15 protein-coding genes and 1 tRNA gene are annotated in these 15,992 nt (G+C 57.9%); 5 read left to right on the top strand and 11 right to left on the bottom strand.

Features of this window, described 5'->3' with window-relative positions:
- Positions 1-275: 275 nt before the first annotated feature.
- Together AC1XOS_RS10020 and AC1XOS_RS10015 are read right to left on the bottom strand one after the other, a co-directional pair.
- Positions 276-1,010 carry a rhamnogalacturonan acetylesterase gene (locus AC1XOS_RS10020; RefSeq protein WP_481962081.1) on the bottom strand — a complete coding sequence of 245 codons (735 nt, stop codon included), beginning with the start codon at positions 1,008-1,010 and terminating at the stop codon, positions 276-278.
- A gap of 7 nt (positions 1,011-1,017) precedes the next feature.
- Positions 1,018-1,827 carry a prepilin-type N-terminal cleavage/methylation domain-containing protein gene (locus AC1XOS_RS10015; RefSeq protein WP_481962080.1) on the bottom strand — a complete coding sequence of 270 codons (810 nt, stop codon included), beginning with the start codon at positions 1,825-1,827 and terminating at the stop codon, positions 1,018-1,020.
- 108 nt (positions 1,828-1,935) lie between these two features.
- Here AC1XOS_RS10015 and AC1XOS_RS10010 point away from each other — a divergent pair, with 108 nt between their 5' ends.
- The gene (locus AC1XOS_RS10010; protein WP_481962079.1) at positions 1,936-3,000 is read left to right on the top strand and encodes a rhamnogalacturonan acetylesterase; all 1,065 of its coding nucleotides are present in this window, start codon (positions 1,936-1,938) and stop codon (positions 2,998-3,000) included.
- A 3-nt stretch (positions 3,001-3,003) separates the two neighbouring features.
- Here the strand turns inward: AC1XOS_RS10010 and AC1XOS_RS10005 are convergent, their stop codons facing one another.
- Genes AC1XOS_RS10005 through AC1XOS_RS09995 form a run of 3 tightly spaced genes read right to left on the bottom strand, consistent with a single transcriptional unit; the run spans position 3,004 to position 5,844 of the window.
- Positions 3,004-3,801, bottom strand: a complete 798-nt coding sequence (locus tag AC1XOS_RS10005; RefSeq protein WP_481962078.1) for a prepilin-type N-terminal cleavage/methylation domain-containing protein — start codon at positions 3,799-3,801, stop codon at positions 3,004-3,006.
- A gap of 34 nt (positions 3,802-3,835) precedes the next feature.
- A complete protein-coding gene (gene pelA / locus AC1XOS_RS10000) occupies positions 3,836-4,783 on the bottom strand; it encodes a pectate lyase (RefSeq protein WP_481962077.1) in 948 nt (315 codons plus the stop codon).
- A gap of 2 nt (positions 4,784-4,785) precedes the next feature.
- On the bottom strand, positions 4,786-5,844 hold the full coding sequence (locus AC1XOS_RS09995; protein ID WP_481962076.1) for a LacI family DNA-binding transcriptional regulator: 1,059 nt from the start codon (positions 5,842-5,844) through the stop codon (positions 4,786-4,788).
- A gap of 96 nt (positions 5,845-5,940) precedes the next feature.
- Here AC1XOS_RS09995 and AC1XOS_RS09990 point away from each other — a divergent pair.
- The 4 genes from AC1XOS_RS09990 (at position 5,941) to AC1XOS_RS09975 (ending at position 9,728) form a co-directional block, all read left to right on the top strand.
- Positions 5,941-6,070, top strand: a tRNA-OTHER gene (locus AC1XOS_RS09990).
- A gap of 205 nt (positions 6,071-6,275) precedes the next feature.
- Complete coding sequence (locus tag AC1XOS_RS09985) at positions 6,276-7,514, top strand: choice-of-anchor B family protein (RefSeq protein ID WP_481962075.1); 1,239 nt, start codon at positions 6,276-6,278, stop codon at positions 7,512-7,514.
- A gap of 9 nt (positions 7,515-7,523) precedes the next feature.
- On the top strand, positions 7,524-8,186 hold the full coding sequence (locus AC1XOS_RS09980; RefSeq protein ID WP_481962074.1) for a type II secretion system protein: 663 nt from the start codon (positions 7,524-7,526) through the stop codon (positions 8,184-8,186).
- A 45-nt stretch (positions 8,187-8,231) separates the two neighbouring features.
- Positions 8,232-9,728, top strand: a complete 1,497-nt coding sequence (locus AC1XOS_RS09975) for a hypothetical protein (RefSeq protein WP_481962073.1) — start codon at positions 8,232-8,234, stop codon at positions 9,726-9,728.
- Here AC1XOS_RS09975 and minE read toward each other — a convergent pair.
- The 6 genes from minE to AC1XOS_RS09945 all read right to left on the bottom strand — a co-directional run.
- The gene (gene minE / locus AC1XOS_RS09970) at positions 9,718-9,975 is read right to left on the bottom strand and encodes a cell division topological specificity factor MinE (protein ID WP_481962072.1); all 258 of its coding nucleotides are present in this window, start codon (positions 9,973-9,975) and stop codon (positions 9,718-9,720) included. The two genes, AC1XOS_RS09975 and minE, sit on opposite strands and share 11 nt — an antisense overlap.
- A gap of 11 nt (positions 9,976-9,986) precedes the next feature.
- Positions 9,987-10,808: a septum site-determining protein MinD gene (gene minD / locus AC1XOS_RS09965; RefSeq protein WP_481962071.1), complete on the bottom strand. Its 822-nt coding sequence runs from the start codon at positions 10,806-10,808 to the stop codon at positions 9,987-9,989.
- 43 nt (positions 10,809-10,851) lie between these two features.
- On the bottom strand, positions 10,852-11,589 hold the full coding sequence (gene minC / locus AC1XOS_RS09960; protein ID WP_481962070.1) for a septum site-determining protein MinC: 738 nt from the start codon (positions 11,587-11,589) through the stop codon (positions 10,852-10,854).
- A 99-nt stretch (positions 11,590-11,688) separates the two neighbouring features.
- Positions 11,689-12,639, bottom strand: coding sequence for a DUF6807 family protein (locus AC1XOS_RS09955; protein ID WP_481962069.1), 951 nt, complete (start codon positions 12,637-12,639; stop codon positions 11,689-11,691).
- Entirely contained in the window at positions 12,636-14,021 is a 1,386-nt protein-coding gene (locus AC1XOS_RS09950) for a DUF1501 domain-containing protein (RefSeq protein ID WP_481962068.1), read from the bottom strand. The genes AC1XOS_RS09955 and AC1XOS_RS09950 overlap by 4 nt, the downstream gene beginning before the upstream one ends.
- On the bottom strand, positions 14,018-15,992 hold a 1,975-nt coding region (locus tag AC1XOS_RS09945; RefSeq protein WP_481962067.1), incomplete at its 5' end, for a DUF1553 domain-containing protein. The genes AC1XOS_RS09945 and AC1XOS_RS09950, both read right to left, overlap by 4 nt.

Below are 15,992 nucleotides of genomic sequence, written 5' to 3'. Positions count from 1 at the left end.
TCGATGTGAAAGAACAAAGTGGCGATAAAATCAGTGAGGGTCAAGTGATTTGCTCCAGGAATTGTTTAGACAACTCATCCTATCGCAAGTCACTTGGCTCAAGAAATATCAGCACCTCTCAACAGCGAGATGCGCACCAATGGTTAATAAAGACATATCGGAAGCGAAATCTGCAAATTTTTGGCGTTTCGCGGTGCTAATTTTCAATTTGACGAAAAGATACGCCTATGACATGAGAGTACGGCGACCCGAACGAAGAGCCTGACCACTAGCCCCTAGAGTTTGAGGAGCTTTTTGAGACCATCCGCGACAATCTGCGCGTTGAGAGCGGCACCTTCGGGGCTGGTGTGGGTGTGATCGCCAAAGAAGAGGGGGACTACTTTTTCTTCGCCGAGCTGCTCGTAACGATCCGCGATGAGCGTATTGATATCCAGGAAGTGGACTTTCTCTTGCTGAGCCGCTTCTTTGGCCCACTTGCCATAGTCGCCTGAGGCGCGCCCGACCTTGCCGTCTTTCCAGATATTGCGCGGAATCGGAGAGCACACCACGACCGTGGCACCCTTGGCCTTGGCACCAGTGATGTACTTTCTTAAGTACCAGCCATAGCTATGAACGGTCTCTTCTTTGCCCGTTGCCTCAAGGGTACCCGTCTCGATCTCTTCGCCGTTGCCCTTGATCGAGGCGCGGGGGCGGGTTCCCTTGAACTTATCGCCACCGTCGTTGTGGCCGAACTGCATGACCACAACATCGCCTTTTTTCAGCTCTTTGGCGACAGCATCCCAGAGTCCCTCAGTGAGAAATGTCCGGCTACTGCGACCGCCCAGGGCTTTATTGTTAACTTTGAGCGTTGTGGCATCAAAAAGAGCAGGCAGAGCGGTTCCCCAGCCCTGCTGCCCCTTGGTATTGTTCTTTACCGTCGAGTCCCCGATCAGCCAGAGGGTGGGCGGCTCGTCCATGTGGGGGAGGAGCAGCGCTCCTGAGGCAAGTAAGAGTTCACGACGATTTAGCATGTGTGTTCTAGTCCTGTTCGTTGGTCCAGTAGGGATAGACTACCACACCAGAGGAGTTGGTGCGCCGTGTTGCAAGCTGTCCGATCTTCATCGCTTTTGCATGACCATCCACGAAGATCTGGTTCGACATCTCGCTATGGCGGCCCAGCACCCAGTAGCGGCGGCTGGCACCATCCGTATAACCAAAAACAGGGGGGACGGCGTTCGGGGCGATAATCATCTGACGCAGGGTTGTCGTCACACTCGTCGGAGCCCCTGCTAAGACAGGAGCTGTTGTCCAGAGCTGTCCATTGACATTGGGGTTGGTCTCCGAGATGAAAATCGTGTCGGCAGGAGCTTCTACCTGCGCCATACTCGCACGGAATGGGGCACTTGCCCCCGCTGTCACAGGGACATGGTCGTACCAGGCGTTGGCAGAGTAGCTGCCACCAGGCCCACGGCCTGTATTACAAGTCGGGGATGCGGCGAGGCGCTCCGGTTGCGTGCGCCAGATTTTATTGGGATCCGAGTCGCTTGGGCAGGTAAATATCCCCGCATTTTTGATGTAGGGGAAGAGCTCATCCTGCCACTTGAAGTTTGCGTAGCAGTTGACACTGCCGGTTTGTGGGTCGGCCATGTTAATCAGGGGCAGAGTCTCATCATAGTCTTGTACATACATGATGGTGGCAGTGCCTAGCTGTTTGGCATTAGAAAGACAAGCCGTCTGACGGGCTTTCTCACGGGCTTGGGCAAAGACGGGAAAGAGAATGGCGGCGAGAATCGCGATGATGGCGATCACCACAAGCAGCTCAATGAGCGTGAAGGCTCGGTTCTTCATAGATAAAATACTCCTAGCAATGAGTGCGCTAATCGGAAATAAACCGGTTGACGAAGCTATAATAGCATAGTATTCTGTTCTGATCAACCGGTTTATTACAGGGCTTTTATGATTTTATACTTTGAGGGAAAAGCAACCGAGGTCACGGTTACGGATCGGCAGTTCTCTGTCCCCGTTCCCGAGGGCAACTACGACGTGGCCCTCACGCTTGCGGGGCCGTGTGAGGCTACGGTGAAAACCGAAGCTAGGCGGCTCTTGCTAGAGCCCACGATGCTTCGTGCGGGCGAGAGCAGGACAATCCTGTGGACGATCAACGTGCGCCGCCCTCAGCTAGCTCTTTCTAGGGGAGAGTTGGTGCGACTGAAAAAAGATGAGCTGGGGCACTTGGACTGGGACGAGCAGCTCTCTTTTGAGTTTCACTGCCCACCCGAGTGCCTCAAAACGCTTCGAATCGAGCCCAATGCCAAAGCCTCGACGGTCTACATCGCCGGAGACTCCACGGTGACCGATCAGGGAAAAGCGCCGTTTGCTGCCTGGGGACAGCTGCTACCGCGCTTCTTTCAGCCGGGTATCGCTATCGCTAATCATGCTGAGTCTGGGGAGTCGCTCAAGAGCTTTGTGGCTGAGCGCCGCCTTGCCAAGATCGAGAGCACGATCCGAAAAGGCGACTATCTCTTTATCCAGTTCACTCACAACGATCAGAAGCCCGGCGCAAACTTTGTGGAGCCCTTCACGTCTTACCAAGACGAGCTACGCCACTTCGCTTCTGTGGCAAGAAAAGTTGGGGCGACACCCGTTTTTGTCACCTCGATGTACCGCCGCCGCTTTGATGAGCAAGGCAAGCTGATCAATACGCTTGGCGACTACCCCGAGGCCATGCGTCAGCTTGCCAAGACCGAGAGTGTGGCACTGCTGGATCTCAATGCCCTGAGCAAGACGCTCTTTGAAGCCCTTGGCCCCGAGGTCTCGAAAAAAGCCTTTGTCCACACCGGGAGCATCAAAGACGACACGCATTTCTCTACCTACGGCGCTTGGCTTCTCGCGCAGTGCGTGGTAGAGAGCCTCCGCACGAGCCACTTGCCGCTCAAGCGCTTTCTTGCGCCTAAACTGGCTCCCTTTGACCCCAAAAAGCCGCCTACTCCCAAGAGCTGGCGGCTTCCTGAAATAAGCTAAGCCCTACTGACAGGCGGAGTTGGTGACCGGAAGGGTGCCTGAAAGCGGCTGGAACCAACCTGCGCCGTTGGCACCCAACGGGCCGTCGCACTTGGTCCAGATCACGCCATTGACACTTCGGGCTTGGTAGTTCTGAGGTGCCTTGAACCACTTCGAGTGCCCATCGGCAAAAGTGAAATTTGCGCCGCCACTATGGCGCTGGCGTGCGTTCATGTAGCCTGCATTGTGCTGATCGGAGGCGGTGGTGTAGCGATTGTCACGTCCCTGAATCTCGGGGAGCGTGCCTACGGCTTCACACATCATTACCAGGCTTGCGGGGGCTTCAACGGCGGCAAGGCTCTGCACTGTAAGGCCATTGTTGATCCCCTGGTTGTTACGGTTGGCCTCCATCAAGTAGCGGTTGACATTGTAGTTGAGCAGGCCACGTGCAGCAGCAAAGCCTGTAAAGAAGCTATCAGGAGTGCTAACTCCGTTATCGGGGCATACAAACACCGATTTCTTCTGATTTTTATTGGTCGTTCCCTGAACGCCGCCTTTGATATACGGCTCGACCAGAAAGGGCCAGACGATGTAGTCGGCTGCATTGTTGCTCACGCCATAGTCGGAGAAAGGGAAAGTCTCGTCGTAGTCTTGGATGTACATCATAAATGCCGTGCCAATCTGCTTTTGGTTAGAGAGGCAGGCGATCTGGCGCGCTTTTGCTCGCGCTTGGGCAAAGACGGGGAAGAGAATAGCGGCTAGTATAGCAATAATTGCAATCACGACGAGGAGCTCGATAAGTGTAAAGGCTCGGTTTTTCATTGAGTTGTTACCTTCAGTGGTAGATTTTTTTGTGTTATCTCTTCTTCTTCCAGGCGGTGTAGTCTTTAGTGAGCAGATCATTGCCCCGGTTGGTGTACCAGGAGTAGCCTTTGCGGCGCTCTTTCTCGATCTCAGCCATGGTGGCTTTCTTGATGCCATCACGCCCACAGAAAAATGGTTTTCCCGTCTCTAAGTCGTAGAAGCGTGCCCAGAGTGGGGGAGCCGCCGGGTCGGGCACGACAAACGCATCTCCATTTTTCTTCTCGATACGAATCCCCATAAGCTGATTGGCCTTGAGCCAGGCAACGCCACCCTCTATTGCCTCTGTAAGCTGTGGTGTGGGCTCTTCGCCCATCAGAAAGCGTAGGATGTGCACCGACTCGCTCCCCGAGAGGCTGGGAAGCTCGTAGGCGCGGGCCTTAGCGGGCGCAAATGTTACTTCGTCGTGCTGGGCGCACCAGGCAGTTTTTTTGCCCTGAATCACCACTTGGCACTTGAGGATGCAGGCAATGCCTCTAGTGACGGCAGCGGCGCACCTCTGCCGTCGTCCGGCATCCACAAAAGTGTAGACAGGCCTGTTTTGTGCCACATCACGCAGAACGATCAGTGCCCGTATCATGGCATCGTCGTTGAAGGTGATATGGGTGTAGTAGCCTTTTTTTAGCGGAAAAAACTGGGGGAATCCGCCACTGGGGTACTGCGCTGCCAGCAGGAAGTCAATTCCCTTGAGCGCTGCGGCCTGAGACTCAGGCGTGCCGACACGTGCGAGAAGCTCAATCTGCGTGGTCGTGGCTCCGTTGTCAATGGTGGTCTCTTTGGGGGGAGTCTTAGGCGGTGTGATCATGTCCAGGTTTTTCTCCCAGCCGCCATTGGGGTGCTGGTAGAGCATGACATTGGCCGCGATTTTCTGCGCCTCCGCCGTCTTGTACCATGCCAAAGGCTGGTCCAAGATCGTTTTCCAAGAAATCTCCAGACGAAACATACTCAGTTTTCTTTCGGACGCGTCACACTTTGTCGCTCCACCAGCTCGCTCTCGATGGAGATCCGCTGGGGAGGGAGCTCTCTCTCCTCAAGCCGCTTTCGGAGCTGCGCAACAACGGCCTGTGCGATCTTTTCCGTGGGTTGCGTGAGGGTCGTCAGCGGAACCGGGCAGTAAGTCGCAATGGGCTGGTTATCGTGGCCGATTAGGCTGAGGTCATCGGGGAGGCGCACGCCCGCTTGTGTCAGCTCGTTCATCAGGGCCATGGCCATGTAGTCATTCACCACTGCCAGAGCCGTCGGGCGGTCACGGAGCACAAGAAACTGCTTGGCGAGCTCCACACCGCCGCGTTCATACGTGCTGGTATGAAAGAGCCACTCAGGACGAAACGGCACGTCGTACTCCGCAAGTGCTCTCTGGAACCCCTGAAGGCGATGCGCTTGGGGGTCGGTGGGACTCACAGGCTCACGCAGATGCGACATGCCAAGTCCGAGCTTGCGGTGGCCCGCTTCCAGTAAGTACTTTGCCGCGCGGTAGGCATTGTCCTCGCGGTCAAAGACGATCTGGTCCCACTCGTAGGGAACCTCAATGTCGTAGCTAATCACAACTCCACCGCGCGCCTGGTAGGCATCAAGCTCTTGCAAGATGGCATTCGGGAGTCGCTGCACGGCGCAGACAATCGCACGAGGTCGCTGTCGGCAGAGATTTCGGACTTGGGCCGCCTGTCGCTCACTGTTCTCTTTCGAGGCGCTGTACGAGTGCCAAGTGTAGAGTGGCACTTCAAAGCCGTGGGCGCTGAGCTCTTGCTGGATCAGGAGAATCTTCTCGGTGGCAAGCCCGACATCTAAAACACCGCTAAGAATAGAGACGGTTGTGGTCTCGACACCACCGGCCAGCCGCTGAGCAAGCACATTGGGCTCGTAGCCCAGCTCTTTTGCGACTTGACTGACCCGCTTGCGCGTCTCAGCCGAGATCGTCCCTTTGCCCGAGAGCGCCAGCGAGACTGTGGACTTGTGCATCCCCAGTGCCCCCGCAACATCCTTGAGTGTGGTTGGTTTCCTCATCGTTTCCTAACTCCGCACAGAGTATCATGAAATAAACCGGTTTTCTAGTTTTGTATTGGCATCTTTTTCCAGAACGTCGTAAAATGCCTCTTACCTGCCTGGGTGGCGAAATGGTAGACGCAGCAGACTTCGGGAGTATGGCAACATACGAAGGTTCGATACCTTCGCTCCCGCCGAAAAATCTGCGGTCCGTAAGGGCGTGCGGGTTCGAATCCCGCCTCGGGCATTGGTTAGACGTGTGAGAGACGGTAGGAGAACACTTGGAGATGAAGGAGTGTCTTATGCTGTTTCTCACGCGTTTTTGTTTTACTGTATTCTGTGTTGCGATTCTTTTGTTGCGAACCGCCTCGGCTTGTGACTGCTCAACGGGGAGCTGTCTGGGATGCCAGTGTGGCTGTGGTGGCTTTAGTGGCGGCGGTAATAATGCCCCGATGACATCGAGCTTTCAGTCCAGCAACATGCAGCTGCACTCGCGCCTCTCGATAGACACGCTTGCGGGAAAGACGGGCGAGGTCGGAAGCGCGATCTGGGGCTGGGTGGACCCACTCACCAGCCGTGAGTACGCTCTCTACGGTATCAGCAATGGCACGGCATTTGTGGACGTGACAGCGCCTGCTGCGCCCGTCTACCTTGGGCTGATGGCCACGAATACAGGAACCAGTCCCTGGCGTGAGCTTCAGACCTACAACAACCATCTCTACGTGGTCTCAGATGGCAACGGAGCCCATGGGATGCAGATCTTCGATCTCACCCGCCTGCGTGGCGCAACGACAGCGCAGAGCTGGACTCCGAATACCACGTACAATGGGGTGACCAATACCCACACGATCACGATCAACGAAACAACAGGCTACGCCTTTCTCAATGGCTCTAGTGCGCAACAGCAGGTGCTCAATCTTGCCAGTCCGCTGAGCCCGACCTCGGTTTTGAACTACGCGGGACTGGGCTATGTTCACGACAGTACCAGCGTGGTCTACCATGGGCCCGATGCGGCGCATGTGGGCAAAGAGATCGTGCTGAATAGTAGTGGTGGCAGTGGGCTGGAAGTGGTTAACTTTACGAACCATAGCGCCCCGGTTCGACTCTCCACAGGTAACTACCCGAACTTGGGCTACACGCACCAGGGCTCGCTCACCGACGATCACCGTTTTTTCATTGTCAACGATGAGTTTGATGAGTGGGCACTGAGTGGTGGACCGCAGAACACGCGGACGCATATCTGGGATCTGGCAGATCTGGATAGTCCTGCGTATTTAGGTTACTACGAGCATCCGAGTATCGCCATTGACCACAATCTCTTTATCAAAGGGAGCTTGCTCTTTGAGTCCAACTACACCGTCGGGCTAAGAGTCTTTGACCTCTCGGCGCTTTGGGCGACGAACTTTGCGACGCTGCCCCTGCGGGGAGATGGCACAAAAAACTTACAGAGCGTGCTGATCCCGCATGCGTTTTTTGATACCTACAACCAGGACGATCTCGCGCCTGAGCGGAGCTTCAATGGACAGTGGGGCAACTACCCGTTTCTCCCCAGTGGGACGATTCTTGCGGGAGATCGCAACAATGGCCTCTTTGTTCTCTCGCTGGGTAGCGCACCGGAGCCTTCGTCTCTACTGCTTCTTGTGCTAGGAAGCCTTGGTGGTGGCATGGCGCTTTACCAGCGACGGCGGTAGCATAGCCGTGTGCAACGGGCCTTTACGCTTATCGAACTTCTCGTCGTGATCGCGATTATCGCGATTCTAGCCGCCATTCTCTTTCCCGTCTTTGCCCAAGCCCGTGAGAAAGCCCGTCAGACGAGCTGCCTCTCGAATCTGCGCCAGCTCGGGATTGGATTTTCGATGTACGCCCAAGACTACGACGAGCGCCTTCCCGACCGACGCGACTTGAAAAACGCACTAGGCTACAAGCCGTGGGGAAGCGCATGGCCTACGAGTGACCCACGGGGAGGCTGGGTGGTGCAGACACTCGATCCCTATCTCAAGAATCGGGAGATCCTGAGCTGTCCGAGCATCTCTGCGAAGATGGCGGGGGTGGTGCAAGTGGAGCAGACGGGCGTGCGCTACTGGCTCTGGCGCTTCGATCGCCCTGATGATCCTATCCCGCTGGATAACTTCTGGGGCAAGACACCCGAGCAGGCCGTGGATGAGCTACGCCAGGCCAACAACCCACAAGCAGGGCAGCCCGATGGCCCTGCCGATGCAGAGCTAGCCGTAGATCCCTACTTCCCTCGAACCATCGCCACAGTTCCTGCTGCGCTCAAAGGCCGTGCGGTGCACATGGGCGGACGAAACCGCCTCTTTTTAGATGGCCATGCAAAGTGGCTCCGAGACCCCCGAACGGATTAGCCCGCGCCTGTTTTTTGCTCTCCAACCTGCCGAAAATACCAGGTAATGCATGCTAAACTATCGCCTCAGACACACCGCTCGCTTTCGACGGACACCGTTCTTGCTCTGCTTGTTGGCTTTGTGGTGCTGGTTGCCTTTAATATCCACCGCTTTCTCTATGGTGAGACCCCGGTGTTCCCCACCGATGATGCCTACATCACCCTCCACAACGCTGTCGTGCTAGTCTCGGGGAAGCCCGATCCCAATTTTGTGGGCACCGCCGCTCTTTGTGGCTCGACGAGTCTTGTTCATGTGGCGCTGACGGCTCTTTTCTGCCTGGCACTACCGCCGCTGACAGCGCTGAACTTGACGCTTTGGCTGGGGATATTGCTCTATGGGCTGGGGCTAATGCGACTGGCACGGGTGCACGGCGCGGCTCCCTGGCAAGCAGCGTTACTGATGCTCGCAGGGCTCTTTGCCGCACAGACCCCGTTTCAGATGCTCAATGGACTGGAGACAGGGCTGGCGCTGGCAGGTGTCACTTGGGCGCTCGTCTTCGCTTCACAAGAGAAATCCACACGTGGCCTTGCCGTGCTCTGTGGGCTCCTGCCGTTTCTGCGCCCGGAGCTGATCGTGCTCTCGGTGCTGCTGCTGGCAAAAGAGCGTAAGCTGGCCTCTCTGGGCTGGGCTTTGTCGGCGATGACTCCGTTTCTACTGCTTCTCTGGGCCAACACGGGCTCGGTGATTCCCCAGACCATTGCGGCCAAGCGCGCGTACTTTGCCGAGTCGGGCTTGCCACTGGGGGAGAAGCTGGCGATCGCAGGACGGCATCTAGGGGCTTTTGCGGCGCTGGTGGGCACTGGTGCGATTTTTCTTCCCACTCTCGTGCGTACGAGCCTGGGACGGATCGGGCTACTCTTTGCGCTGGTGCTTATCGCAGCCTATGTGCAGAGCCTCCCGATGGCACTCTTGCAGTACTACCACCGCTACCTCTATGTGCTCCTGCCCTTTCTCTGGCTGGGCTGCGCGTCGCTGTGGAGGCTGAAAAAATCTCTGGGGCAGGCTGCAAGTATCGGGGCGGCGCTGGTGCTCGCACAGGGGCTTTTCACCTTTCCCACCCACTGGAGCACCTACGAGGGCTGGTACCAGGAAGTGTCTATCGAGCTAGATGGCCTCACAAAGTTCTGCGACACCATCCCCGACGAAGAGGGGCCGCTCTTGCTCCACGATGCGGGCTATATGGGCTTTGCGGGTCGCAAAAAGCTGGTGGACATGGTCGGTCTCAAGACCCCAGCAGCGATCCCGCTGCACCAGCGCCTCACGGAGCCTAGTGTGGGCAAGAAGCGCCTAGATGCGGTTGAGGCACTCGCAAAAGAGAAACACTGTGGTTTTTTGGTGGTGCTCCAAGGCTGGGAGGAGTTCCACCGAATCGGAGCCGGGCTGCAGGCCCGCGGCTGGACGGTCACACCCGTTCGGGCCTTCGCTCCAGACTACCCTGTCCCGGAACGAAATCGCTATCAAGTGTACAAGCTGACGAGCCCGTCTCTTCTGTCTAGCCCTTGATGCGACGGATAGGGATATTGGCGACCAGCGCCACTTCACTATCCGCACGCTCCAAGTCTACTTTGAGATCGTTGTCATTGATCTCAATGTACTTGGCAATGACCGCGATAATCTCCAGCCGCATCTTCTCCATGATGTGTGGGGGAATATCTGCACGGTCGTGCATCAAGATATTTTTGAGACGATCCTTGGCGACGGACTTTGAGCTGTCTTCATGCCTGCCGAAAATTCGGTCTAGAAGTGTCATCCTGGGCCTCTCTATTTACCACTAAAAAGCTTGCGGACTCGGTCAAAGAATCCGTTATTGACTTCTTTCTCCTCCATGATATTCATGAAAGGAACCTCTTCGCCACGGAGCCGCCGGGCAATGTTGCGGTATGCTTGACCTGCCTGTGAGTCTGGGGTCATGGACGCGGGCTCACCTCGGTTGGTGGATGTAATGATGCTCTCATCATCGGGCACTACCCCGATAAGCTTAACCGATGTCCCAAGGACTTCCTGAACATCGCTGACATCGAGCATCTCTTGCTCACGTACCATCTTGGGACGAATACGGTTGACGATCAGCATGGCATCGTGTAGGCCTTGCGCTTCCAAGAGCCCGATAATTCGATCTGCGTCTCGGACACTCGACATCTCGGGATTGGTGACCACAATCGCCTCAGTTGCTCCCGCCGTCGCGTTCTTGAATCCTTGCTCAATTCCCGCAGGGCAGTCAATCAGGATCATGGTATAACCCAGATCCTTAATGTCCTGGATAACCTGCCGCATCTGATCTTCGCTCACGGCAGACTTATCACGGGTCTGTGCGGCGGGCAAAAATGCGAGATTTGATTTTCGCTTGTCTTTTACCAGTGCCTTGCGGGCATCGGCGCGCCCTTCCACCACATCTACGATATCGTAGACAATTCTATTTTCGAGCCCTAATGCGAGATCAAGGTTGCGTAGGCCGATATCGGCATCGACTAACGCCACCGTCTCCCCCAATTCCGCCAAGGCCATTCCCAGGTTGGCGGTCGTGGTGGTTTTTCCCACGCCGCCTTTTCCCGAGGTAATCACGATTACTCGCGCATCTGCCATCCTGATAACACTCTCTTTACTTTCTTAACACAATTCCTGGCCATTATAACGGGAAAACTTGAATCTCGCCGTTTTCAATTCGCGCGACCTCGGAAGAGCGCTTTTCGGTACGCAGTCCCTCCTCATGGGGAGCCGCCGCGATCTTGCCTGCGATTCTGAGCTGTGGCGCACGTAGCTCGCTAGCCACGATCTTGGCGCTCTCATCACCCTGGCACCCCGCATGGGGCCGTCCCCGAAGCCTCCCCACCACGATAATATCGCCGGTGGCTACCACCTCAGCATCTGCGCTCACATCGCCGCAGATCACTAAGTTGCCGCTGTGCTCGATGCGTTGACCAGAGCGTACACTGCGAAAGAGATAGAGTGCATTGTTAAGCTCACTACTAGGCGGAGTCGCCTTCTGAGGCACGGGAGCCGGAGCGGCTCCGACCACAGGCGTCTCTCGATCCGCCGTCGCTTTCTGGATCGTGGGCAGAACCGCGTAGGTCTTGAGTACCAGCTTCTCGCACGCCGCCTGTGTCTGGGGATCGGGAGCCACGGCGGCAAGGGGAATCAGTCCCCAGAACTCCCGGAGCCAGCTGCAGAGCTCCTCGACGTCTTCTAAGCCCAGCTCACGGCTGCCAAAGTCCAGCGTGACTTGTGCGCCCCGCCAGAACGTCCGCGCATCCTTTGCCTCATTGAGGCGTGCCTCCAGCGACGAGCGCACCTCGTCCCAAGCATCCGCTTCGGGGAGCACGACGAGCAAGCCATTGCGCCACCCTTTAATTTCCAGTTCCTGCATTAGTCCCTATCTTACCGCAATTGCCATCTCCCCGGCTTCGTTCGTTCCTCTCTTCGCTGACCCTCTTCCCATTTTTGCTCCTTCGTCGCCGGAAGAGGGTTACTTTTTAGGAGCGGGTTGCTCGGCGGGCTTGCGGGTGCTGGCGGCAAGTGGCTCTTTCTTGCCCACATAGCCATTCCAGAGTGCCTGAATTGCCTCAGGACTCGGAAGCTCGCCTTTGTAGACCACGAAACGCGCCCGTATCTTCAGCGTCTCATCTTTCTGGATCGCGGTTTTGTAGAACGCCCCGAAGCGCCCGTAGTTTCGATACGCCGACCACGCCGTGCCGCTCGGGTTGCTGGGGTGGGAGAGCATGACAACACTGTACTTGTTGCCCTCCGCCGTGTAGGTCATCCCTACCCAGGGATAGTCTCGGTCTTTGTGCGCATTTGCTTCGGCCTTGGGATAGAGATAGACCGTGTTGGCGCGATCCATTGCATCGGTGGGCCTAAAGTGAAGCCCCGCGTGCTCGGGGTCGCCATCAAAGCTCGTGTCTCCCGCGACCGCTTTTAGCTCCGACGAAAAATCCACCTGCACAAATGCTCCGGTTGGTGGTGGGCCGAAGATCATATCACGCCGCTCCTCAAGGAGCGTCTCATCGCGTGTGGCTCCGGTCCAGACAATCTTGGGCGCGCTGATGGCGCTCTCGCCACGGGCCGAGCTTGCCACCCCTACCTTCTTGACGATTTGTTCGCCGCCCACCATGTGCCATCTGTCGTAGGTCTTGCCGGCAACCGTGAGCTTGTTCCAGCCGATAAAGATTCCCCGGTGGTGCGTGAACTCCCCACCCATGCCCTTGGTGATCGGCTTGCCTGTCTCTGGGTCGAGGATGTGCAGATACGGCTTGTAGGTCTCCTCGCGCTTCTTGGGATCGGAGATATCGTAGGCGGTCATGAACCGCCCGATTGGCTTGCCTTGTGCCCGGATCTCGACATACTGATCCGCCACGAGAGAAGCCTGGAGCGGTGTCTGTCCCGCCAGTGCTAGCAAGAGGAAAGGTAGAAGTGTCATACGATTAATTCCTTGATAACATTTCCAAAGACATCGGTGAGGCGCATGTCGCGGCCCCCAAAGCGCTGGGTGAGTTTTTTATGGTCGAAGCCGAGCAAGTGTAGCATCGTGGCGTGCAGATCATGCATCTCCATCTTGTTCTCCACCGCGAAGTAGCCAAACTCATCGGTCGCGCCGTAGATCGTGCCGGGCTTGAAGCCACCGCCTGCCGCCCAGACTGTGAAACCAAAGGGGTTGTGGTCGCGGCCATCACCGCCCTGCACCATCGGGGTGCGACCAAACTCGCTGGCCCAGAGCACGATCGTCGAGTCTAGCATCCCGCGCGACTTGAGGTCTTTCAAAAGCCCCGCAATCGCCGTGTCCACCATGCGCGAGTTGTCCTCGTGGCCCTTTTTAAGATTGCCATGCTGGTCCCACCGATCGTGGCCGCAGCTCGGGTGCGTCAGCTCGACAAAGCGGACTCCGCGCTCGACCATGCGCCGCGCCATCAGGCACTGGAAGCCAAACGTCCGCGCCGGGGCAAACGGGTGATCCAGGCCGTAGAGCTTCTTGGTCGCTTCGGTCTCGCCCGCCATGCCCGTGAGCTCAGGAACCGCGCTCTGCATACGAAAGGCCAGCTCGTAGTTCTGGATCGCGGCGTCTACGGCGGCGCTATTGCCCATGCCACCTAAGACGCTCTTATCCAGCCGCTTGAGCAAGTTCAGCTTGCGCTTCTGCTCCGCCTCGGTCTTCTCCAGTGGGTTGAGATCGGCGACGGCACTCGGACGTGGCAGGAAGATCGAGCCCTGGTAGGTCGGCGGCAGAAAGCCGGAGCCAAAGCAGTCGAGGCCCCCGTTAGGGATGAGCCCGCCGTTGATCACCACATAGCCGGGAAGATTTTTGGCGGCGCGCCCGAGGCCATAGGTCACCCACGCGCCCATGCTCGGGCGGCCCTGCGAGCCATTTCCCGTGTGCAGAAAGTAGTTGGCGTTGGTGTGCTCCGAGAAGTTGGAGGTCATCGAGCGCATCACGCACAGCTCGTCGGCGCACTTTGCCACTTCCGGAAAGAGCTCGCTGATATCAATCCCGCTCTGGCCGTACTTCTTAAAGCTCCACGGAGACTTGAGGATATTGCCGTTGTTGTTGAACTGGGTCGCGGGCACTTCGAGCGGCAGTGGCTTACCGTGGTCTTTTTCGAGGCGCGGCTTTGGGTCGAAGGTGTCCATCTGGCTCGGGCCGCCGTCCATGTAGAGAAAGATCACCGCCTTGGCCTTCGCCGGATGATCCAGTGGCCGTCCGCCTTGCCCACCCGTTTGGGCATGCGCCTCTTCCGCAAAGAGCGCGGAGGCTGCCATGCCCCCGAAGCCCGTCGCCGCCGTTGCAAGCATTTCTCGTCGTGTCATTTGATAAAAATAAACTCCTTGACATTGAGCAGGACATGGCACAGATCGGCCCAAGTGGCTTTTTCGTCCCCCCCGGCCCCCGCAGGCGGGGGAGCCACAAAATCGAGTGCGTCTTTCATCTCCGCGGCGCTGGCGGGGCGGCCAAAGGCGTTTTCGTAGAGCCAGGTAATGCGCTGCTCGGGCGTGGCGCTGGGCTGCTCTTTGAGGAGGCGCGTGGCCCAGACCTCGGCCTGCTGGCGGACAAACGGGCCGTTCATCAGGGCCAGTGCCTGTGCGGGGACATTGCTGACGCTGCGCCGCCCGATACAGGTGAACGGGGTTGGGAAGTCGAAGGACTGGAGCCAGGGCGAGAGAAAGTTGCGCCGCACCGAGAGATAGATACTGCGCCGTCCGTTGCCATCCAGTGGGCCTTGACCGGGCCGCCCACGTCCCTCGGAGAACTCGGTGAGGTAGGTATTGACCGGTGGGCCGTAGGGCGTGCTGTCGAGGCGACCGGAGAGCGCCAGTAGGCTATCGCGGATTGCCTCGCCCTCCAAGCGTCGGACATTCATGCGCCAGAGGAGCTTGTTGGTCGGATCGGTTTTTGTGGCGGCTACCGTGGGGGCAATATCGCTGCGCTGCTTGTAGGTCGCGCTGGAAAGGATCAGCTTGTGCATCGCCTTGAGCGACCAGTTTTTCGCCACCAGCTCGCTCGCCAGCCAGTCGAGGAGCTCGGGGTGGGTGGGTTTCTCGCCCATGTGCCCGAAGTCATCGGTGGTGGGGACGATTCCGCGCCCAAAGTGGTGGTGCCAAAGCCGGTTGACGATCACTCGGGCCGTGAGCGGGTGCTGCGGGCTGGCGATGCGCTTGGCAAGCTCCAGTCGCCCGCTGCCGCTGACTCCCGAGATGGGAGTGCTCTCCGTGCCACAGAGCGCCAGCTGGAGACGCGGCGCGACCGGCCCCGCGGCCTTGTGATTGCCTCGCAGGAAAACTTTCTCGTCTTCGCCGTCGCCGTCGGCCATCGCTAGGATGCGGGTCGGGGCGGGGAGGGCATTATCAATGGCGGCCATTTGAGCGCTGACACCGGCGAGAGACTTGGTATCCAGAAGGCCCTTGCGCAGGAGCATGTCCAGCGCTTCAAGAGTGGGTGTGTCGCTTGCGGTGAGGGCACCACTTGCCCAGCGGTCTAGTGTCGCACTCAGAAGTGAGCGTACTTGCTCCGGCGACTGGCTCGCCAGGGAGTTGTTCTCGCTAGGCGGGACATTGCTATTGCTGAGCACCGCGCCCTCGCAGCGAATCCAGCCGTCGTGGCCTTTGTTGGTGTCGCTTAAATTGCCATTGGAGAAGTTGTCGCGGGCGCTGTCGGTGAGCTCGACATAGGCGCGACGGCCCTTGACCATGCGCAGGTCAATGGTGCGCCACTGCGGCTCGGAGTTGTCGATCGTGTGCCCCAGAAAACCGTAGAGCGGGTCGCGGATGACCTGAAAGCTCTCGACAATGATACGTAGGCGGCCTTTTTGTCCCGCAACATTGACATGGATAAAGTCTTTATCTATCGTGAAGGTCGGGGAGCGCAGAGCGCCCTCTTGGCGGCGCCCCCCGAGCGCAGAGTGCGCCAGCGTTCGGGGGGCGAGGGCCAGCACGGGTTTTTGCGGGTCGCCGGAGAGGACCAGCTCACCGGGCTTGACCAGGGTCTGCATGGCCGCGCCACTGGGAGTCCACTGGGCTAGTGCAAAGTCGCTCACGCCGCCGCTCTTGCGGTTCAGCGCGAGTAATTCCGCCTTGAGCCTGTCATCAGGGAGCGCGGCGAGGCTGGCTTTCCAGCTCTCGCTCAGGGCACGCTTGTCGATCCCAGCGCGAAGCTGTGCGATGGTGGCGGCGGGCTTGCCGAAAGTGGCGGGGCCATCCGACGATGTCAGCTGAAACCGTGAGCTACGCAGCACGCCGTAGAGGCCGTAGTAGTCTTTGGTGGGAATCGGGTCGAACTTGTGG

Source organism: Armatimonas sp. (genome assembly GCF_964826245.1).
Note: the sequence above shows the minus strand (reverse complement) of the source record. Positions and strands in the feature narration are given on the sequence as shown.